This window comes from Bacillus sp. MC1252, assembly GCF_056838025.1.
Genome location: NZ_CM166369.1, coordinates 956,694 through 976,395, shown reverse-complemented (window position 1 = coordinate 976,395; position 19,702 = coordinate 956,694). Strand labels below are relative to the sequence as shown.

The 19,702-nt window shown below is 40.4% G+C and carries 20 protein-coding genes; 12 read left to right on the top strand and 8 right to left on the bottom strand.

Annotation, left to right across the window (positions count from 1 at the left end; genetic code table 11):
• The first annotated feature begins 151 nt into the window (after positions 1 to 151).
• From ACYH0L_RS04835 to ACYH0L_RS04805, 7 genes are all read left to right on the top strand, one after another.
• Entirely contained in the window at positions 152 to 1,258 is a 1,107-nt protein-coding gene (locus tag ACYH0L_RS04835; protein WP_482354406.1) for a YheC/YheD family protein, read from the top strand.
• On the top strand, positions 1,215 to 2,573 hold the full coding sequence (locus ACYH0L_RS04830) for a YheC/YheD family endospore coat-associated protein (RefSeq protein WP_099728801.1): 1,359 nt from the start codon (positions 1,215 to 1,217) through the stop codon (positions 2,571 to 2,573). The genes ACYH0L_RS04835 and ACYH0L_RS04830 overlap by 44 nt, the downstream gene beginning before the upstream one ends.
• A 152-nt stretch (positions 2,574 to 2,725) precedes the next feature.
• The gene (locus tag ACYH0L_RS04825; protein WP_003211787.1) at positions 2,726 to 2,935 is read left to right on the top strand and encodes a YheE family protein; all 210 of its coding nucleotides are present in this window, start codon (positions 2,726 to 2,728) and stop codon (positions 2,933 to 2,935) included.
• A gap of 20 nt (positions 2,936 to 2,955) precedes the next feature.
• Positions 2,956 to 3,831: a helix-turn-helix domain-containing protein gene (locus ACYH0L_RS04820; protein WP_099728802.1), complete on the top strand. Its 876-nt coding sequence runs from the start codon at positions 2,956 to 2,958 to the stop codon at positions 3,829 to 3,831.
• A gap of 139 nt (positions 3,832 to 3,970) precedes the next feature.
• A complete protein-coding gene (locus ACYH0L_RS04815) occupies positions 3,971 to 5,077 on the top strand; it encodes an ABC transporter ATP-binding protein (RefSeq protein WP_099728803.1) in 1,107 nt (368 codons plus the stop codon).
• 233 nt (positions 5,078 to 5,310) lie between these two features.
• Positions 5,311 to 5,514, top strand: coding sequence for an alpha/beta-type small acid-soluble spore protein (locus ACYH0L_RS04810; RefSeq protein WP_003210761.1), 204 nt, complete (start codon positions 5,311 to 5,313; stop codon positions 5,512 to 5,514).
• 285 nt (positions 5,515 to 5,799) lie between these two features.
• On the top strand, positions 5,800 to 6,417 hold the full coding sequence (locus ACYH0L_RS04805; RefSeq protein WP_099728804.1) for an NAD(P)-dependent oxidoreductase: 618 nt from the start codon (positions 5,800 to 5,802) through the stop codon (positions 6,415 to 6,417).
• A gap of 126 nt (positions 6,418 to 6,543) precedes the next feature.
• Here ACYH0L_RS04805 and ACYH0L_RS04800 read toward each other — a convergent pair whose 3' ends face one another.
• Together ACYH0L_RS04800 and bmrC are read right to left on the bottom strand one after the other, a co-directional pair.
• Positions 6,544 to 8,559 (bottom strand): ABC transporter ATP-binding protein, encoded by a 2,016-nt coding sequence (locus ACYH0L_RS04800; RefSeq protein WP_099728805.1) that lies wholly within the window; start codon positions 8,557 to 8,559, stop codon positions 6,544 to 6,546.
• Positions 8,556 to 10,313, bottom strand: coding sequence for a multidrug ABC transporter ATP-binding protein BmrC (gene bmrC / locus ACYH0L_RS04795; protein ID WP_099728806.1), 1,758 nt, complete (start codon positions 10,311 to 10,313; stop codon positions 8,556 to 8,558). The genes ACYH0L_RS04800 and bmrC overlap by 4 nt, the downstream gene beginning before the upstream one ends.
• A gap of 558 nt (positions 10,314 to 10,871) precedes the next feature.
• On the opposite strand from bmrC, the gene ACYH0L_RS04790 reads away from it, so the two are divergent.
• A complete protein-coding gene (locus ACYH0L_RS04790) occupies positions 10,872 to 11,378 on the top strand; it encodes a universal stress protein (protein ID WP_099728807.1) in 507 nt (168 codons plus the stop codon).
• Positions 11,379 to 11,588: 210 nt separating this feature from the next.
• Here ACYH0L_RS04790 and dat read toward each other — a convergent pair whose 3' ends face one another.
• A complete protein-coding gene (dat, locus tag ACYH0L_RS04785) occupies positions 11,589 to 12,446 on the bottom strand; it encodes a D-amino-acid transaminase (protein ID WP_099728808.1) in 858 nt (285 codons plus the stop codon).
• 296 nt (positions 12,447 to 12,742) lie between these two features.
• On the opposite strand from dat, the gene ACYH0L_RS04780 reads away from it, so the two are divergent.
• Entirely contained in the window at positions 12,743 to 13,597 is an 855-nt protein-coding gene (locus ACYH0L_RS04780) for a polysaccharide deacetylase family protein (RefSeq protein WP_099728809.1), read from the top strand.
• Positions 13,598 to 13,636: 39 nt separating this feature from the next.
• Here the strand turns inward: ACYH0L_RS04780 and ACYH0L_RS04775 are convergent, their stop codons facing one another.
• The 3 genes from ACYH0L_RS04775 to ACYH0L_RS04765 all read right to left on the bottom strand — a co-directional run bounded on the left by ACYH0L_RS04775 (position 13,637) and on the right by ACYH0L_RS04765 (position 15,752).
• Entirely contained in the window at positions 13,637 to 14,368 is a 732-nt protein-coding gene (locus tag ACYH0L_RS04775) for an NAD-dependent protein deacylase (protein WP_373605150.1), read from the bottom strand.
• Between the two features lie 29 nt (positions 14,369 to 14,397).
• Positions 14,398 to 15,486 carry a mechanosensitive ion channel family protein gene (locus ACYH0L_RS04770; protein WP_099728811.1) on the bottom strand — a complete coding sequence of 363 codons (1,089 nt, stop codon included), beginning with the start codon at positions 15,484 to 15,486 and terminating at the stop codon, positions 14,398 to 14,400.
• A 164-nt stretch (positions 15,487 to 15,650) separates the two neighbouring features.
• The gene (locus ACYH0L_RS04765; protein ID WP_008359843.1) at positions 15,651 to 15,752 is read right to left on the bottom strand and encodes a YhdX family protein; all 102 of its coding nucleotides are present in this window, start codon (positions 15,750 to 15,752) and stop codon (positions 15,651 to 15,653) included.
• A 306-nt stretch (positions 15,753 to 16,058) separates the two neighbouring features.
• Between ACYH0L_RS04765 and ACYH0L_RS04760 the strand changes: the two genes are divergently transcribed.
• Genes ACYH0L_RS04760 through crcB (ACYH0L_RS04750) form a run of 3 tightly spaced genes read left to right on the top strand, consistent with a single transcriptional unit; the run spans position 16,059 to position 17,541 of the window.
• The gene (locus ACYH0L_RS04760) at positions 16,059 to 16,775 is read left to right on the top strand and encodes a glycerophosphodiester phosphodiesterase (protein ID WP_099728812.1); all 717 of its coding nucleotides are present in this window, start codon (positions 16,059 to 16,061) and stop codon (positions 16,773 to 16,775) included.
• Between the two features lie 4 nt (positions 16,776 to 16,779).
• Entirely contained in the window at positions 16,780 to 17,175 is a 396-nt protein-coding gene (gene crcB, locus ACYH0L_RS04755; RefSeq protein ID WP_230030975.1) for a fluoride efflux transporter CrcB, read from the top strand.
• Complete coding sequence (gene crcB, locus ACYH0L_RS04750; protein WP_410612453.1) at positions 17,176 to 17,541, top strand: fluoride efflux transporter CrcB; 366 nt, start codon at positions 17,176 to 17,178, stop codon at positions 17,539 to 17,541.
• Here crcB (ACYH0L_RS04750) and ACYH0L_RS04745 read toward each other — a convergent pair.
• Positions 17,538 to 17,930, bottom strand: a complete 393-nt coding sequence (locus ACYH0L_RS04745; RefSeq protein ID WP_482354405.1) for a transcriptional regulator — start codon at positions 17,928 to 17,930, stop codon at positions 17,538 to 17,540. The two genes, crcB (ACYH0L_RS04750) and ACYH0L_RS04745, sit on opposite strands and share 4 nt — an antisense overlap.
• Positions 17,931 to 18,018: 88 nt before the next feature.
• Positions 18,019 to 19,401: a hemolysin family protein gene (locus ACYH0L_RS04740; protein WP_099728816.1), complete on the bottom strand. Its 1,383-nt coding sequence runs from the start codon at positions 19,399 to 19,401 to the stop codon at positions 18,019 to 18,021.
• Between the last annotated feature and the right edge of the window lie 301 nt (positions 19,402 to 19,702).

The following is a 19,702-nucleotide window of genomic DNA, read 5'->3' as shown; positions in this document are numbered from 1 at the left end:
TGTTGTCAAGATTCCAAGCAAATGAAGTATGCAGCGAGACATATGATAAAGCAATCTGTCGTAATGATAAAGGAGCGCAAGGTTTCTGTAAAATCATGAAAAAGTGTTTTTCTGATGGTAAAAAATGAAATTGAAAAGAAGGTGTTTTTTAATGACGTCAACGTTAGGTATTGTGGCCCTTTCTCCGCAGCATGAAGAGGCATTCACACGTCAGCTCGCCAAAGCTGCCTCATCTTTTGATTTAGAGGTTGTTCGTTTTACACCTCTTGATTTAAAGCCTGCTTCGAATTTGATACAAGGTCAAAAATATACGAATGACAAAGGGTTTGCAGCAGCAGAATTTCAAATTCCAGACTTGATTTACGATCGATGTCTTTACCAGCATGACGCACAATCTAAACAAGCTAAACCAATCATGGAATGGCTAAAAATGTATCCAAAAACAATTTTTTTGAATACTGGAATCCCAAATAAAATGGTGCTATTTGAGCAGCTCCGTCTCCTTCCTTCTTTACAGCCATATTTACCTGTATACTCATTATTGAAAGAGCCCTCGGACCTGCTCAATATGGTAAGGAGTGGTGGATATTGTAAAATGCAGCCACTCTCTCAACAGCAAGCAGCATCTACTTACTTCATTTCTTTAAAAGACAAAACAACATTCACTGTTCAGCTAAGTTCCAAGCAGGTCATCACATTTTCTCGTCCATCAGAAGTTGAACGCTGGTGCAAAAAGTTTGTAGGCCGATATTTTCTTCAATTTTTTAACACGAGTGATCAAAAAGATTTTTTATTCAATGAAATTAGAGTTTTTCTTATGAAAGATTCACAAAATCAATGGAATAGCATGGGGATTCACACAAAATCACCTGTGGAAAATAGCCTTTTAAGCAATGCACAAAATTCAAATCATGTGGTAGGCTTTGACCACTACTTACATTCATTGCAGCCACACATCAAAGAGCTCCTATTAGATGATATTGCATCCATTCAGTCATCTCTCCCAGCATATATAGATAAAACTTACTCTCCATGCTTTGAGTTCGCTGTAGATTTACTTCATACAAATGAAGGCAGACTTTTCATATCAAATATAAGATCAAAGCCAGGACGATCGGCTCTTTTAAAGGCTTACCCTGAAAAGGAAAACCAATTGATCCAATTCATTCTTCAACATGCACAATCTATGATGTCTCAGCCGAAGGAGGCTTCTTATGAACAGAAATCGCTGCATCATCGTCCCTCATCTCACAAGTGAAAAAACAATTCATCTTCCTATCCATTTTAAACAGCAGAATGCAATCTATTCTCTTGCTTTGGGGTCTCGTTTAGTAGATGACTTCACCATTTCCTACCATCAACAAACACATAAAATTTTATTATCGAAAGATCTATACATCGATTTACTGATTCCTTACCAATCAAAAGCTGATGTCATCATCGCTGACCATACACTCTTTATAGGGCCACTGATTGGCATTTTCACCGCAGGTTTTGAGCAAAGTACACAGCCATTAGGAGCAAGATCAGATTTTTTTATCAGGCTGCTGCAATCCTGCAAACAACATGCTGGTTTTGCATATGTTTTTGGTACTCATTCTATTGATTGGGAAAAAGGAATAGTAGAAGGATTGCTCTATCAAGAGGAAAGATGGGTTAAAAAACAACTCCCTCTGCCGTCAGTTGTTTATGACCGGCTTCCAAGTAGAAAGGCTGCTCAGTCGGCTTTCATTCAAGATACAAAGCGGAAACTCACTCAAGACTACGATATCCCTTGGTTCAACCCTTATTTTTTTAATAAATGGCATATACATGAGCAACTATTAACAGATAAACGAACATTGTCCTTTCTGCCACATTCCATACAATTAGATCCTGTGGACGCTATAAGTAAAATAGAAACACTCCTCCATCTGCATCATGTCATTTACTTAAAACCGACAAACGGAAGTCATGGAGACGGTATTTATCAATTAAAATCAGTGCATAACGGAATCATTGTACGTTCGAATAAAGGGAAGTCCATTTCATATGATTCAGTAGACCATTTCGTCAAACAGCTGCGAAAAGATTGCGTCATTCATGAAATTATTGCCCAACAAGGCATTGAACTTCTGCATATAGACAATCAACCGCTGGACTTCAGAGTTCATACGAATAAAAATAAGTATGGTCATTGGACAGTCACGGCAGCAGCGGCAAAAGTTTCAGGAAATCACACAGTCACGACCCATCAGTTACACGGAGGATCGGTCAAAACACTCTATGATGTCTTTCCTGAAGAGAAGAAGCGTTTGCAGATTTTGCAACAGCTTTCTCATACTGCCATCACGCTTAGTCAGGTGATAGACGAAAATATGCCCGGCCATATTGGTGAAATTGGTTTTGACTTAGGCATTGATCACACAGGCGCAATCTGGATGTTTGAAGCCAATTCTCGCCCAGGCCGTGAGATTTTCCAGCATGCGTCCTTGAAAAAATCAGAATGGCTGATCGGGAAAAGAATTGTGGATTACACGTCTTACCTTTCACAAACAGCACTCACAACTACAGACCACGCGAACGTCTATTGATTGTTTTTCGTCTCGCGTGTCGGTTCTGAAATCTATGCTTTTCCTATGCTCTTTTCATCAGATGAGATACAATAAAATCAAGTTCAAGGTTGTTTCCGTATTGTCGTGTTTATTTATTGTTTCATCAATAAAAGCAAGGAGGCAATGATGATATGATTTCTCATTTTCAATGGAAACCTCTCTTTAAGAAAGCACAATTGCCAGGCTGGAAAATATCCTTCTTTCACAATGGTGCGCACTATGAAGGCATCTACCACAAAACGGGTGATATTGAATGGGGCTCCCAGCTTCCGCCTCATGAAGTCGAACCAACCCTAAAAGAAGAAATCCACGAATTAATGCTATTCCATGTCTATGATTAAACTATTTAAGGAGCCTCGCCATGTTAGAAAAGTTAAAGCTTGTTTACGGACACCATATCATCAGTTCACCAACAAATGACAAACAGTTTCTTTGGTATCAAACGGACGAAGGCGAACTATTTGGAGTAGACAAAACGGCGCTTACAGCAAGAGAAACAATTCTTCTCAATTCTTTCCTTACACCAATTGATCTATCTCACACGCAGCAGACTGAGGATGAACAGAAATGGTACAGCTATCTTTTTGAAAACAAACCATTAACCGTCCACCATCCCGTCCGTGTTCATTATTTTAAAATGGACCATCAAGCAGAACAAAGACAGCAAATAAAAGAGGCTGTGAATAGCAGCCTCGAATGCACTCAATTCATATGGACAGGCGCTGATACAGCTATGCTGATTCAAACAAACGCCACGTCAGAAAATGGTCAATTAGATCAGTTAAATGATTTGTCTCAGGCCATCACAAGTGATTTTTTAACAGACTCTGTCTTTTTACAAGGACAGCTGCACTTGCCAAATGACCATTTACAGATGAGATTGTTAAATGAACATAAGCTCTTTTTGTGGCATATGCAGCGAGGCAAGCTTAGGTCAGGGGTTGCTACATTTTATCAATGTCTTCCATCTCTCATTCGTTATGATGCCTATGTGGTTTCTGACGCTATTTCTGATGTCTTTAAAGAAACGGTCTTTGATCGGGATGTTTACCGAACCCTTATGACCTATATGGAATGTAATTTAAATGCATCGCAGGCAGCAAAAGCTTTATATGTTCACCGAAACAGCCTTCAATATCGGATCGATAAATTTATTGAGCGCACAGGTCTAGATATACGACATTTTTCAGAAGCATCGGCTGCTTACCTTATGATGAGTCTTCTCGACCTTTCATAAATAACGGAGGACGTGAGCATCCTGCCCAAAAATGAAAATAAGATGTTGTGCACGTTGTCCATTTACAGACTCTTGCCCATTCTATACACTTTACTTATAAGTAAAGCGCTTTCAAAAAGAGACTGGGAGGCTATCATCTATGGCTGAAATGATGCTCAATCAAATTTATAAAGTGTACGATAACAAGGTAACAGCAGTAGACAACTTTAATCTACATATACAGGATAAAGAATTTATTGTGTTTGTTGGTCCATCGGGCTGCGGAAAATCAACAACACTTCGCATGATTGCAGGTCTTGAAGAAATTTCACAAGGGGACTTTCTGTTAGACGGAAAACGGATGAATGACGTAGCGCCAAAAGACCGGGATATTGCGATGGTTTTCCAAAACTATGCATTATATCCTCACATGAATGTGTACGATAATATGGCTTTTGGATTAAAGCTGCGGAAGTTTCCTAAATCTGAAATTGATGAGCGGGTTAGAAATGCGGCTAAAATATTAGGACTTGAACAATATTTAGACAGAAAACCAAAAGCACTGTCTGGCGGTCAAAGACAGCGTGTTGCACTTGGCCGAGCGATTGTGCGCGATGCAAAAGTCTTTCTTTTAGATGAGCCGCTCTCAAATTTAGATGCAAAACTCCGTGTTCAGATGCGTGCTGAAATTTCTAAACTTCACCAGCGCCTGCAAACGACATTTATCTATGTCACACATGATCAGACCGAAGCCATGACAATGGCTACTCGCCTTGTTGTGATGAAAGATGGCTTTATTCAGCAGGTGGGCGCGCCGAAGGATGTGTATGAGAACCCAGAGAATGTGTTTGTAGGCGGATTCATTGGCTCTCCTGCGATGAACTTTTTTACAGGAAAACTTTCTGACGGCGCCATCGCAGTTGGAAAAACGCACATTCGTGTACCCGAAGGAAAGATGAAGGTATTACGTAGTCAAGGCTATATCGGAAAGGATGTCATTCTTGGCATAAGGCCAGAAGACTTCCATGATGAGCCTGTGTTTATAGAGGCATCTGAAGGAACAAAAATTGATGCAAACGTAGAAGTGGCCGAATTAATGGGAGCAGAAACAATGCTTTATTCTTCTCTCGATGGTCAATCGTTTATTGCACGTGTTGATTCTCGTACGGATATTCAGGCAGGTCAATCTATACCGCTTGCTATTGATATGAATAAAGCGCACTTCTTCGATATTGATACTGAGCTGCGCATTCGCTCAGCTGAATAAGGAGAAATCCTTAAGCACCATCACTCACTATTGGGTGATGGTTTTTGTATGTCGACACAACATTTACCATGTTCTTTTTTCGTATGTTTTCTTCACAAATAACCATAATACATAGTACAAAGCAGTTACTGCATTGGGTTTCGCCAAGTGGCAAATGACTTGATCATTTCGCTGGTGCGATTCCAGCAAACCCAACCAAAAAACAAATCATATATATAAAGGAGATTCACATCATGGCAAATTCTAATAGTTCAAATCAATTACTAGTTCCAGGAGCAGAGCAAGCAATCGATCAAATGAAATACGAAATCGCTTCTGAATTTGGTGTAAACCTTGGAGCAGAAACGACAGCTCGTGCAAACGGTTCAGTTGGTGGAGAAATCACAAAACGTCTTGTATCTTACGCTCAACAACACATGGGTGGAACAAAAGCTTAATTTCATATCTGGATCATAGAAGGCACCTCTTATGGTGTCTTCTTTTTTTGCTTTTATCCCTCACCAATTCCCTTTCCAGCTCATATCATGTAGTAGAAAGGAGCGGATCTTCATGGACATTATTTCCGGTATGAACTTTGAACTTCTACAATTTGTAGGTATTTCTCTATTATGTGAATATGCTCATAGTATTCGGTCCTTTCACCTTTATAAAAAAAGCATGACATAAAATTGTACCATTTTGTGTTCTTTTCACTTATAGTATGTAGTGGAGGGATCGAACAGATGAAAATAGCTCTTTTCGGTGCTCATGGACGTGTAGGACAAGCATTTCTTCGTTTCGTTCAAGTAGATGATCGTTACTTGGTTCGTTCATTGATTCGGACAAACCGGGAAGGAATGCTTGCGGGTATGTTTCAAGTCACCGGCAATTCAAGAAATCAAGAAGATGTGCTTGAGACGATCAAAGGATCAGATATTGTTGTGAGCTGTCTATCAACAGATGGTGATGATACATTATCTGTTTCAATGGCACATATCGTACAAGCCATGAAGCAAACAAATACATCAAGAATTATTACGATTGGCACGGCGGGGATCTTAAAAGCAAGGCAGCAGCCGGAGCTTTACCGCTTTGAAACAAGTGAATCAAGGCGAACCACTTCCCGAGCAGCTAAAGAGCATGCCAAGGCGTATGAAATCCTACAATCAACTGAACTAGATTGGACCATTATTTGTCCAACCTATTTACCAGATGGAGAAGTGACACGGTCATATCGCTATGAAAAAGATTTTCTCCCTATAGACGGAAAGAAAATTTCAGTTGAAGATACCGCCCACTTTTTATATCAACAGTTAAATTCGAAGGAATTTATGCATCAGCGAGTCGGCATCGCTTATTGATCATGTAGCCCGTGCAAACCATATACAACCGGTAAAAAGTCGAGGTAATGAGAAATAAATCCTCGAATCATAAGAGCCCCTTTCGCATGAAAGAGGCTCTTTTTCTACTTCCTTCGGCTATTCATTTTAGCTGCTTGCAAGAGCACCTTTTTGCAGTTCGTACATTTGCGCATACAGCCCACCTTGCTCCATGAGTTGTTCATGGCTGCCTCGCTCGACAATTTCACCTTTTTCTAACACCAAAATCATATCGGCTTTCTTAATGGTGGATAATCGGTGAGCAATAACAAAGGTGGTTCGTCCTTCTTTGACTACATCAAGCGCCCGCTGAATGATGGCCTCTGTTTCTGTATCGATGTTGGCGGTTGCTTCATCTAAAATTAAGATCGCTGGATCGTACGCCAGTGCGCGGGCAAATGAAATCAACTGACGTTCCCCTGAAGAGAGGGTACTTCCCTTTTCAACCACTGGTTCATCAAAGCCTTGTGGAAGGTGCCTCAATAACTCTGCTGCGCCTACTTGCTTTAATGAGGATTCAATGGTTTCTCTTTTGATGTCTTCGTTCCCTAAGCTGACATTGGATGCAATCGTTCCAGAAAATAAATAAGGATCTTGCAGAACAATGCCCATTTGTTTACGCAAAGTTTGGCGCGACTGATGATAAATACTTTCTCCATCAATGAGAATATCTCCCTGTTGGATGTCATAAAAACGCAGCAGCAAGTTCATGATCGAGCTTTTTCCTGAACCTGTATGCCCCACAAGTGCAACTGTTTGGCCCTTTTTTGCTTCAAACGTAATGTTCTTTAGTACGTTATTCCCTTCATTATAAGCGAAGGTTACATCTTGAAACTGAACGTACCCCTCCATTTTCTTCTGATCAGGTTCTTCCACTTTTGTTCCTGGCTCATCTAATAATCGGAAGACCCTTTCCGATGAAACCCTTGCTAATTCCAATCTAGAAAATTGGTTCACAATGCCTGTAATCGGCTGAAACAATCGATTTAAATAATCGACAAATGCATAGAGTACGCCAATGGACACAATGCCAGACGCACCTAATGACGCGCCGCCAAAGTACCAAATGAGCGCAACATACGCTAAATTACGCAGCAGGTTCACCAAGTTATGTGAAAGGAGTGAATTTAAATGAAGCATTTTTCGCTGATATCGAAAGTGATTGTTATTCAGCTCATCGAATTCTTCTTTCGTCGCTTTTTCATGGCGAAATGCTTGAATAATCGTCATCCCTTGAATTGCTTCATTTAGTTTTGCATTGATTTCACTGATAATAGAACGAATGCGGTGATTGTATACTGATGCAAATTTCCGGTAAGTCATTGACCATAGGAAAATAATCGGTACAGCTACCAAACAAATGAGTGCCAGCTTCACATTTAATAAAAACATGGCGATATAAATTCCAATCATGTAAATGGCACTGGTCACGAAATTAGCGAGGACAGTTACATATAAATCACGGATGGTTTCCGTGTCATTCGTGATCCGTGCTACTACTTTTCCAGCCGGTAAATTATCAAAATACTGAATGGGCAACGTTTGAATATGCTTAAATATGTCTACCCTCATTTTTTGGATAATACGATTTGCAATCCGCTGGAGCAAATAATGCTGCCCATACTGAAAGAAGATCGCAATGACGAGCAGCCCTAGATAAAATAGAACAAGCTGTATCAAACCACTAATTTCAGGCTGATAAAAAGCGAATATTTCCTCTTTTGATAAACGCTGTACATCATAGGTTTTGCGCTCGTTCCCATTTTCAATGGTAAGCTGATTTCCCGATATCGTCCGGTTTCCATCAAAACGAATCGGCTCATTCACAAAGTAGTAACCGAACCCGACTTGCACCACATTGATTTGCTTTCCAGCTTCATTTTCATTCTTTAATCGATCGCTTCGTATATAGTTATTTCCTTGGTAATAAACCGTTTCATCTGTTTTTTCATTTACCTCGACATACGGTTTTTCGACACCTAAAATATGATCATCAATCATTTTCTTCCCAATAAATGGTCCTGTCAGCTCAGCACCCACGGCAATGATCAGAAAGATCAAGGCAATAGACAGTACTTTCTTATATAGGAGTGCATAGGCAAGGAGTCTTCTTCCTGTTGTCATGCCTCATCCCCTCCTTCCAGCTGATTTGTCAGCTGCTGACGCAGAAATTGTTCTTTGTACCATCCATCTTGCTGAATGAGCTCTTGGTGAGTTCCCTTTTGGACGATGCGTCCCTCTTCCATGACAAGAATGAGATCAGCATGCTCAACAGCTGATAGACGATGTGTCGTAATAAACGTCGTTTTTCCATGACGGTTTTGTCTTAAATTTTCTAAAATAGCGGTTTCTGTTTTCGCATCAACCGCAGATAGAGAGTCATCCAAAATCAAAATGTCGGGATCAATTAATAAAGCACGTGCGATGGAAATTCGCTGCTTTTGACCGCCTGACAGCGCCACGCCTTTTTCCCCAACCATTGTTTCGAGGCCTTCTGGCAACAGTCGTAAATCCTTTTCAAAGTAAGCGTCTTTGATGGCTTGTGCTAATTCATTTTGTTTCGCTTCCATATGACCAAAGCGCATATTCTCTTCTACACTTTTTGAGAAAAGGATATGATCCTGAGGTACATAACCGATCCATTGAAATAGCTGATCCAATTCAGTGTCTTGGATCGGAACACCTGATAAGCGTATTTGTCCATCACCTGGCGGGTACTGCCGCAGGAGCTGTTTCACAATTGTTGTCTTGCCGCTTCCTGTTTTCCCTGTAATGCCAATCGTTTGCCCTTTTCGGACAGTAAAGGACACATCGACTAAATTATCTTTAGACGAAGTTGGATATCTGAACGTCACATAATCAAATTGAATATCGCCAGGCTCTTGTAATGCTTTTGGCTGAGCTGTGTCTGTTACATCCGGCTTATAGCTGAGGGTATGATTCAACCGATCTAACGACGCATTTCCTCTTTGCATGATATTAATCAACTCACCGATCGCAAACATTGGCCAGATCATCATCCCAAGATAGACGTTAAATGCAACAAGTTCACCAATCGTTAAATCACTTTGAAACACAAGATATGCTCCATAGCCAATTCCGATTAAGTAACTGATGCCCACAAGCAATTTCACTGTCGGCTCAAACAATGAATCAATGATCGCCACTCGCATGTTTTTTTGGAATACATCATCTGTCATTTGGCGAAAGCGTTCGACATCTTGTTTCTCCTGTACAAAAGACCGGATGACCCGAACGCCGGCCACTGATTCCAGTACACGATCGTTCATATCACCAAATGCATCTTGAGCGACTGTAAAGCGCGCATGAATCTTGCCGCCATAAAACGCAATCAAGATCGCCATCAGCGGCATGGGAATAATCGCCATTAAGGTTAATTTCCAGCTAATCGTCAGCCCCATCGTAAAAAAGATCATCAGCATATAAGCAGTGGAATCAACCAATGTCAGAACACCAAAGCCTGTCGTTAAGGCAACAGCATTCAAATCGTTTGTACCTAAGGCCATTAAGTTGCCGGTTTTTTTCTTTTCATAAAAGGTTGGTGTCATCTTAAGTAAGTGACGCATTAATTTTCCGCGCATCACACGCTCCATGACATTCGCGCCGCCAAATAACTGATACATCCAAAAATATGTCAGCGTATAGACGAAGACACCAAGTAAACAAAAAATAGTCACATAAAACACAATACTGGATGTGGTAAATTGACCAGAACGAATGTCATCAACTGCCTGCCCAAGATACCTTGGCGGCAGCATTTCAAGCACATTCACAATGAGCAGCAGCGTAATGGCGATCGTATATCGCCTCCACTCTTGTTTAAAGAACCAGCCTAATTTTACAAATACTGAAAACATGTTCGTCTCTCCTTTTAAAGCTAGCCGCTTTCTATATTTTCCTGGCTGTCACCTTGTTTCGTTTTTTGAGCTTTTGTCATTTGTCTTGCTTTTGGCATGTTCACATGCTTTCACTCCTCTTCATTTAATTGTTGATATTCATACCTTTATTTCGGGAAACGAAATGAATACAACAAAAAAAGAGGCAACCAGCTGACTGGTACGCCTCTTTTATACATGATAAAAAGGCGCATGTTGACAAATACGCAACATACGCCTTGATTCATCCGATCAATTGGAACATAATGGTTCCTTTTCAATGACCAATGAAGGTGTATTTGTCACGTGAATCAACCCATTCATGCAGTTTGATTTCATTCTTCCACTGTTGCACATGACATTTCCTCCTTTTGGCTCTTGAATCTTTTTTTATCTTATAGTGGCTGTCACCATTTTGTCAATAAATATTTTTCAATAAATGAAATTTTCTAACAAAAATACAATCGCCTTTATGTGTATCTTTTTATGATAACGGGTATACCATGAGTGTAAAGACTCCTTTTGAAAGGAATGAGGACATTGTTTCAAGCTGATCGGATGGTCGTTGCGTTTGATGGACATGAAGACAGTAAGAAAGCATTAAAGAAGGCAATCGCTTTATCCAAAACCTTGCATGCCAAGCTGACCGTTGCCTATGCACATGATAGCAAATCAAGCAGACAGGTGTTTGATGCACCACGCCCAATGACTGGCGGGGCTTATATCGGGGGCGGCATGGCAGACCTTCAAACACCCCCTGTGTATGTACCTCATGCCGAACAGCAAAGTCCCTTGATCTTTGAAGACCATACAGAAGAGGTCGTTACGGAAGCGAGGATGCTTTTAAATGAGGAGCAGTTTGAAGCTGCCATTGAAATTGTTGAGGGGGAGCCCGCAGAAGCCATTATCGAATATGCTGAAGAGATATCAGCAGACCTCATCGTCATGGGAGCACGTGACCAAAGCAGATTAAAAAAAATGCTATTTGGCAGTGTGAGCGAAAAGTTATCATCAAATTCAGATATACCTGTGCTTATTGTGAAATAAATCAGATTGTTGACAAAGGGCTAAAATGATCTTGATTTTAGCCCTTTGTCTTCTTTTCAGCGTGATAGAAAACCTTTGCAGTCTAGGAAGGACGAGTACTGGAGCGGAGCGAATTTGACATTCGTGAGCACCGGCACGCAGGACTGACACAGAATGCGAGGGTTTGTCTACACGCTGAAGGCTGTAAACGTTGGTTTACAGCCTTTTTCTTTATGAGGAAATGGATGCTTCACTTTCATGTTTAATTTTTTTCTGGAAACCTTCCTGTACACGCTTCGTGATCTCTCCTGGAACGCCTTCCCCTACTCGCTGACCAGCTATCTCAACAATTGGAATGACTTCAGCAGTCGTCGAACTGATGAAAATTTCCTGCGCGCGCAGTAGCTCTTCTTTGCTTATACGGGTTTCTTCGACACTGCATCCTTCTTCCTCACATATCTCTAGCAGCTTTCTACGGGTAATGCCGTTTAAAATGAGATTGTTTGCTGGGTGAGTACGAATTACGCCATCAATGACGGCATATACATTCGAGGAGGTTCCCTCGGTCACAAAACCGTCTCTGATGAGAATCGCTTCAAACGCACCGGCTTCAGACGCTTTCTGCTTCTCCATGACGTTATATAACAGGTTTAAACTTTTAATATCACACCTTAACCAGCGAAGATCCTCAGATAATAAGGCCTTTGCACCAGCTGCCTGCTCTTGAACAGGTTTTTTCACATGGAACGTATATGCCGTGATTTGAGGAGTGAGAGAATCACCATATTGATGTTTACGAGGTGCGACACCCCGAGTGACTTGAATATACACACCGCCATCTGTTAATTGATTGTGAGCGACTAACTGTTTTAGTTTTTCTTCCATATCTGATACTGTACCTTGCAGATGAATGCCGATTTCTTTTGCACTCTTGAACAAACGCTCTGTATGCTCTTTTAATGTAAACAAAGTACCATTGTATACACGGATGACCTCATAGACTCCGTCGCCAAATTGATACCCTCTGTCCTCAATATCAACATGTGCATCTTTTTTTTCAATGAAATCTCCATTGTACAATATTTTCATATGGAATCTCCCCTTCGCTTTGCTTTAATGGTTGAGTCTGATGCTATCTTAGCGGATAAATGTAAACGTTTCAATGATTAATCAGAATTATTTCATACGAACATAAATCGATAACCTCCTATTGTAACAAATATAGATTCATAACCAAAAAGATTCCAATTTTTTAGCATCTTCTATATTCATAGGCTCTTTTTTCCTGTATACTTACTCCATATGAGCACGACAAAAAACAGCGGAAAAAGACAGAATCCACTACATGATTCGACACAAATTTTTGATTTATTGGAGCGATTGTAATGCAACGGGTTACGAAAAAACAGACACCTTCAAACACGATGCTGCTCTCAAAGGCGATTGGTTTAGTGATTCTATCACTGATCCTCTTTTTCATTTGGGATATGTCTAAAACCAATATGCAGGCAGCAGACCAGCCGGCTGAAATGTCTGCGAGCAGTCAATTCCGAGACACAAGCACAAGTCTGAAAGCAAAAGATGATTCTCCGAAAACACTAGATGCACATTTTAAGATCAATCCAAACAAACATGTAACGGATCAAACGATCTTTTTAACCTTTGATGATGGTCCTACTGCTACATCAAATCAGCTGTTAGATGTGCTAAAAGCGCATCAAGTGAAGGCTACATTCTTTATGCTTGGGCCCCAGATCAAAGAACACCCAGCAGCTGTTAAAAGGCTTCATCAAGAAGGTCATCAATTAGGGCTTCATGGCATCACGCATGATGTGAAACGCTTTTATCAAAAAAGTGATTCTCCAGTAAACGAGATGAAAGAAGATCAGCGCATTTTGGCTTCTGTCACAGGTGAGTATACACATCTTGTGAGAACACCTTATGGCAGTTCCCCCAATTTAACAGATCAGCAAAAAGCACGTTTAAAACAAAAAGGCTTTATATACTGGGATTGGACAATTGATAGCCTTGACTGGAAATATAAAAGCTCAAAATATGTACCAGAGGTATTGAATCAGCTGCAAGTGCTAGAGACAAAACACCCGAAAGAACCAAAAATCATATTAATGCATGATCAGCCAGCTACCGCAAAATACTTAAACAGTTTGATCACACAGCTAAAAGCAAAGGGCTATACATTTGAAGTCCTTGATGAAACAATGAAGCCGCTGCAGCAATAAAGAAAACCCGCACCTTTTGGATGCGGGTTTTTTGATGATTTATAGAGCTTTCACGAGATCGCCAATCCGTTCATGAAAGACAAGATCAAAAAGCGAATCGTATTCTGTTTCACTCAAATTCATCATCACCTTGAAGATGGAAGGATGATGGGCTGCATCTTCTGGAATATATCGTGCTGGCGCCACTTCTAGGGAAGTTCCCATAACCAGCAGCATGTCCGTTTGCTGAAGCGATCTCTCGACTTGATCAAAATGCTTCACCATATCTCCAAAAAGGACGACATCTGTTTTGAGCACACGTCCACACGTGCGGCGGCCTGAGGAGACCCTTTGACAAACCGGTACCTCTTCTTTTAATAAATAAGGCAGTTCATATGTCGTCCGGCAAGATGGACAAGTGGCTGTTTGAATGGAACCATGCAGTTCATAGACATGCTGGCTTCCCGCCCTTTTATGCAGGCCGTCAATATTTTGGGTAAAAATATCCACGTGCTTTCCTTGTTTCTCAAGGTTGGCTAAGAAATCATGTCCATCATTTGGTTCATACTCTCCACTCATTTTCATCTGAAACAATTCCTTAAATTTCGGCCAGAATTGATGAGGGTGTGATAAAAAATAGGACCGGCTCATCGCCTCCATGCGAGTGGTATCTTCTGTCCACAAGCCACCTGTTGATCTAAAATCGGGAATACCCGACTCTGTGCTCATACCAGCTCCTGAAAGGACTGTAATATGTGAGGCCTGCGTTAATCTCTCTTTTAGCGCTGCCACCTTTGTTTGATCCACTCACAATTCCTCCTTTATTCCCCCAGCTGTTTCTCACCCTTTTGTTTCATATAAATGGTCTGTCCAGGGAAAGCAAATTCTACACCTTCTTGATGGAAAATATCAATGATGCGATAGTTAATGTCTTGCTTCATATCGAGGTTTTCAGCCCAAGCCGTCGTGTTCGTGTAAAAGTTGAAAAATAAGCTCAAATAGCTGTCTGCCAGTACATCGAGATTCACCATGATCGTTTCCTTATGAACCCCATCATGCTCATGAAGCATTTGTTTAAGGCGTTTGATACACTTATCAATGTTTTCCTTTGGTGTATTGTAGGACACACGAACGGAGAACGTAATCTGACGTTTATTCATTCTCGTCCAGTTTGTGATTGGCTCCTTTGAAAGGGTGGAATTCGGCACTGTCACCACCGCTTCAGCAGGTGTTCTAAATTTTGTGCTTCGAAACGTAATGTCCTCTACAGTCCCAAGTACACTTGGTGTCTCTACAAAATCGCCCATCGTAAAAGGCTTCTCTGTAATAATGACAATCCCTCCAAAAAAGTTCGCCACTGTATCCTGCGCAGCGAGCGCAAAGGCTAGTCCACCTAGACCAAGTCCTGCCACAAGCCCGTTCACATCATAATTAAATTCTTGTGCAATGACACTAATACTTAATGCAATAATAATGAAACGAAGAACCTTTGATAAAAAAGGTGCTAAAATATCATCCATTTCTAATTCAAACTTCGAATTCACCTTTTGAAATAAGAATGAAGACGCAGCGGTTAAGTTACAAAGCCCCCATGTCAGCATCAATATAATAGAGGATCTATAAAATTTGATGATGACATCCATATGATGCTCAAAATATGGTGCCTGTCTTAATGCAAAATATAAACCAAGTGCCACAAAAAACAGTCTGGCAGGTTTTTCGAATGCCACAACAATTTGATTAATCACCTCGGTTTTAGACCGATTCGTCAGCCTAAAGAGAAGGTGAAATAAGTACTTCGTAAATACTTTCCGAAGCAATAAAAAAAGCAATAAAATACAAAGGCTAATGCCAATTTGGATCGCAATATCTACTGTAAAATATGTATCCATCCATTTTTGTGTAAACATATCTGTCTCTCTCCTTTAAAACAATCCTCTCTAGTTTATAATATAACCTTCGTTTGTGTCCTCTCTTAAATGTCTGACCTTAATATAAAAAGCCTCGGGACCTATCCCGAGGCATGATGTTCAATTATGAAATTTTGGCTTGAGACATAACGACGGGCAGCAAACTACTTTTTCTTCTGAGCCTGATCAAGGAGAGTCGCTTTAAACATTTCAGCATCGGTTTCGACCTTAATACGTTCTTCAACTCTAATTCTCCCTTTACCCAATCATCTCGCCTCCTTTTCATCATTATAAAACATCAGAATTTTCAGTCAACATGACGAAAGCACTAATATTTTGACGAATGCTGACGATTTGGACAAAATTGATCGAAGAAAAATTGATGTTATTCAGATTTACTCAATAAAAGCTTGGGATATTCCTACAACTTTTCATATTGATACAACATGCTTTCTCAGCACATGTTATTTCACTATTACATACAGCTCTCACCTCTCCATATAGTAAAGAAGGAAAACCGGCAAAGCATTTGATATGATAAGATCAGAACGAATGTCAGGGAGCTGGAGCATGTGTATATTATCGCGCATAGAGGGTCATCAAGCGCTGCCCCAGAAAATACAATCGCTGCGTTTGATTTAGCAGTTCAGCAGGGGGCAGATTATATTGAGTTAGACGTACAGCTGACATTGGATCAGCACGTAGCCGTGATCCATGATGATACCATTGATCGAACGACAGACGGAAGCGGCTTAGTGAAAAGTTATACACTTGATCAGCTGAAGAAGCTGGATGCAGGAAGCTGGTTTGATGAACGGTTTGCCAACGAACGAATCCCCACATTACAAGAAATTCTTGAAAGATACAGACAGCGCATCGGGATACTGATTGAGATCAAGCAACCAAAACGGCAGATTGGGATTGAAAAGGCAGTTGTCGACATCATCAACCGGTTTACCTATTCCCGTCATATCATGGTTCAATCTTTTGATGACAATGCACTCCAACGAGTCAAAGCTTATGCACCTTCTCTTCGAACAGCTTTTATCATAAAACCTTCCGCCTTAAAACTGGCGAAAAGAAAATTAGCGGTGTACAGTTCCTTTGCGGATTGTCTTAATATGAAGAAAACGATGATCAACAGATGGTGGATAGACCGCATCCACTCATTCGGGATGGATGTATTTATATGGACAGTGAAAGATCAAAAAACAGCCAATCGGATAAAAAAATACCCCATTGATGGAGTGGTGACAGATCACCCACCATTTTTTCAAAAGGAGAAATGACTAAATGAAAGCTTACCTTGCCGTTTTTATCGGTGGACTGCTTGGCACACTTTGCAGATATGAACTAAGCCAAACCGTTGTCAGCCAAACATTCCCCTATGCAACGATGATCGAAAACATTTTGGGCAGTCTGCTTCTTGGTTTTGCGACAGGATACTTTCTATTTCAGAAGGGAAAAAAATATCTTGCTGCTTTGATCGGAACAGGATTTTGTGGTGGGTTTACGACAATGTCCACTTTTTCTAAAGAGACTGTTCTCCTATTACAGGCTGGACAGTTCAATTTGAGCATGATGTACATCCTGCTCTCCGTGATTGCCGGAGTGGCCGCTGCCTTATCTGGACTTATGATCGCTCAGCAGCTCTTTCATCAAAATGAGCAGCAGAAAGGAAGCAGATAAATGATTATTTTTTATACAGCTGTTGCCGGCGGGATTGGCAGTGCTCTTCGTTTTTTCATCAGCCAATCGATTCAGAAAACTCATTCCCATGCTCGTTTCCCATACAGTATCATTCTTATCAATTTATTAGGTGCTGCCGGTTTAGGTTTACTGACAGGTGCAGTGACTGCCAATCATCCACTGCTTGTGATTATTGGAACCGGGTTTTTCGGCGGCTTTACAACATTCTCTACTTTTAGTGTAGAGTCTGCGACCATGCTGATGCAGCATCAAATAGGAAAGCTCACTGTCTATTTATTTGTGACGATCATCGGGTCTTTATGTCTCTTTGCTGCGTTTTATCAAATAGGACAACACCTTTTTTAAATATTCGTGATGGCGGCTAAGCTAATGAGCAGCTGATCCATTAACTGGCGCTTCATTAAAAAAAGTGTTTTTTCACTATAGCCGATTTCGATTGCACATTTTGCCATCCGCCAATCTCTAAAATATTTGTAATCAATCAGCTGCTGCTCTATGTCATCCAATTCTTTTAGTGCTGTTTCAATACAAGCAACGATTAGTTCATACTGGTTTTTCTGTTCTTCTAACTTTTTTCGTGTCATGTGATCCTGATGAAGCGGATTTCTTTTTTCAAGCTGCCTTTCAATATTTAAGATTGCTGCCTGATAATTTTTGAAATTCTTCAAATGAAACTCAATTCGTTTCATTGAGTCTTTTTTCTCCGTGCTGCTTGCTGTTTCATACCAAAGCATGTCCATCCCCCTTAACGAACGTTTGTTCTTATTATATACGAACGTATATTCGTTAAAAAGAGACTAAATACCTAAAAAAACCTTGAGCTTATTTTTCGCTCAAGGTCATTTCGTTTACTAACAGCGGCTCTTTTATATCAAGCCCAGTGCGTGTGTTTCCTTTATCCGATGACGTGACGCCTTTCTTCAGGTCGATCTTTTTAATATAGCGTCCATCCATTTCCAGCACCTTTATCCGAATGTCATCAAGATAAATAGACTGTCCTTCTTGGATATCAATATTTTCTTTTAAGATTAACCCGCCTATTGTATCAATTTCTTCATCATGATAGGAAAGCTCGATCAAATCATGAATTTCATCTAATCTCACTTTGCCATCTAATACATAATGATGTTCGGCTCTTTTTTGAATGACCGGCTGCTCATCTTCATCAAATTCATCTCGAATGTCTCCGACAATCTCTTCTAAAATATCTTCCGTTGTAACAAGTCCAGACGTTCCGCCATATTCATCGGTTAACACCGCCATATGCATTCTATCGCGCTGCATCTTGACGAGTAGTTCCTGAATTGGAATCGTGTCAATCACTTCAATCACAGGATATATATAATCTTGAATCTTCAGTTGATCTTTTTCTTCCTGATACACAATATCTGCAAAGAGCTGCTTTTTGTTCAACATGCCAATGACATGGTCTTTATCCCCTGAAAACACTGGAAAGCGTGTATACTTTTCCTTTGTCATGATGGCCAGTATATCGTCTAATGGCATATCTTCTGGGATTGCGCAAATTTCTCTTCGGGGTATCATGATCTCTCTGGCAATTCGATTATCGAAATCGAAAATTTTGTTCATATAGTTATATTCTGATGAGTTGATTTCCCCATTTTTTAAGCTCTCAGATAATAAAATCTTCAATTCCTCTTCAGAATGGGAATGTTCTTTTTCAGAGCCCATATCGATGCCCATCATTTTGGTCAACACTCGGGCTGATCCGTTTAAAACATAAATGAAAGGGAACATGAGGATATAAAATGCATGCAGCGGGCCTGACAGCCAAAGCGTCATTTTTTCTGCCTTTTGAATGGCGAGCGTTTTTGGAGCAAGCTCACCTACGACTACATGCAAAAAAGTAATAATAGAGAACGCAAGTGTTGCTGAGATCAGGCTGATTGCTGAATCAGGAATGTTTGTCAAACCGAAACCTCGAACCAAAAGTTCTTTCACTGCCGGCTTACCGATCCACCCTAAACCGAGTGATGTCACTGTAATACCGAGCTGACAGGCTGACAAATATTCATCTAGCCTTGATGTCACCTTTTTCGCCATGATGGCCTTTTTGGACCCTTCGGCAACAAGCTGATTAATTCTGGAACTTCTCACCTTCACAATGGCAAACTCAGATGCAACAAAGAAAGCTGTTAAAGCAATCAAAACACCGACTATACTCAGATTAACAATATCGTCCATTTAACCTTGCTCTTTCTTAGAAGAACAAGGAGTCACCTCCTGATTGATGATGTTGTCTTTTGCAAAACGGTTAACTGATTAAATAAGACTACTTTGAGGGTCCCACTTAACCACCTCCGATTCACGTAAAATCCGCCTCTCTACATATCTACATATATATGAAACGGTATTCAATTTATTTTACCATAAATAATCTGAAAATTCCTGTATCGTCATGTTATTTTTGACAGGACAACCTAGAACGAGGGAAATCCCCCTCTGTTTCTTCTTATTGGCAGGAAATATGAACAATTAACTTGTA

Coding starts and splice junctions, on each gene's coding strand:
- ACYH0L_RS04835 (WP_482354406.1), top strand. CDS start 152: ATGACGTCAACGTTAGGTATTGTGGCCCTTTCTCCGCAGCATGAAGAG.
- ACYH0L_RS04830 (WP_099728801.1), top strand. CDS start 1,215: ATGAACAGAAATCGCTGCATCATCGTCCCTCATCTCACAAGTGAAAAA.
- ACYH0L_RS04825 (WP_003211787.1), top strand. CDS start 2,726: ATGATTTCTCATTTTCAATGGAAACCTCTCTTTAAGAAAGCACAATTG.
- ACYH0L_RS04820 (WP_099728802.1), top strand. CDS start 2,956: ATGTTAGAAAAGTTAAAGCTTGTTTACGGACACCATATCATCAGTTCA.
- ACYH0L_RS04815 (WP_099728803.1), top strand. CDS start 3,971: ATGGCTGAAATGATGCTCAATCAAATTTATAAAGTGTACGATAACAAG.
- ACYH0L_RS04810 (WP_003210761.1), top strand. CDS start 5,311: ATGGCAAATTCTAATAGTTCAAATCAATTACTAGTTCCAGGAGCAGAG.
- ACYH0L_RS04805 (WP_099728804.1), top strand. CDS start 5,800: ATGAAAATAGCTCTTTTCGGTGCTCATGGACGTGTAGGACAAGCATTT.
- ACYH0L_RS04800 (WP_099728805.1), bottom strand. CDS start 8,559: ATGACAACAGGAAGAAGACTCCTTGCCTATGCACTCCTATATAAGAAA.
- bmrC (WP_099728806.1), bottom strand. CDS start 10,313: ATGTTTTCAGTATTTGTAAAATTAGGCTGGTTCTTTAAACAAGAGTGG.
- dat (WP_099728808.1), bottom strand. CDS start 12,446: ATGAAAATATTGTACAATGGAGATTTCATTGAAAAAAAAGATGCACAT.
- ACYH0L_RS04780 (WP_099728809.1), top strand. CDS start 12,743: ATGCAACGGGTTACGAAAAAACAGACACCTTCAAACACGATGCTGCTC.
- ACYH0L_RS04770 (WP_099728811.1), bottom strand. CDS start 15,486: ATGTTTACACAAAAATGGATGGATACATATTTTACAGTAGATATTGCG.
- crcB (WP_230030975.1), top strand. CDS start 16,780: ATGAAAGCTTACCTTGCCGTTTTTATCGGTGGACTGCTTGGCACACTT.
- crcB (WP_410612453.1), top strand. CDS start 17,176: ATGATTATTTTTTATACAGCTGTTGCCGGCGGGATTGGCAGTGCTCTT.
- ACYH0L_RS04745 (WP_482354405.1), bottom strand. CDS start 17,930: ATGCTTTGGTATGAAACAGCAAGCAGCACGGAGAAAAAAGACTCAATG.
- ACYH0L_RS04740 (WP_099728816.1), bottom strand. CDS start 19,401: ATGGACGATATTGTTAATCTGAGTATAGTCGGTGTTTTGATTGCTTTA.